Annotated in this window: 1 protein-coding gene; it reads right to left on the reverse strand. The window is 39.2% G+C overall.

The window, feature by feature from the left end; genetic code table 11:
• The coding region (locus KVT39_RS37115; RefSeq protein ID WP_217591504.1) for a hypothetical protein at positions 1–193 on the reverse strand (193 nt) is incomplete at its 3' end.
• Positions 194–250 lie beyond the last annotated feature (57 nt).

The raw sequence follows: 250 nt of genomic DNA on the forward strand, positions 1-250 counted from the left end.
GACAGATAACAAGTCTAGGGTTGCCAAGAGAGAGTTTCTTTCTCTCATAGTCATCTTTGACCTTGGCAATATACAACCAAGGATGTCCCAACATGATAGAGAAGGGTGAAGATGAAGGGATATATGCCACCATGAAGAATTGAGTAAACTCTTGACCAACTATAGAAAAAGTCATGGAACGAAGCTCTCCCATAAGTTTAACCTTGGTCTGATAAAGGATCTGAGAATATTGGTGGATTGAATAAATTGG

This window comes from Burkholderia sp. GbtcB21 (assembly GCF_019091065.1).
GTDB classification, from domain to species: Bacteria; Pseudomonadota; Gammaproteobacteria; order Burkholderiales; family Burkholderiaceae; genus Burkholderia; species Burkholderia pyrrocinia_C.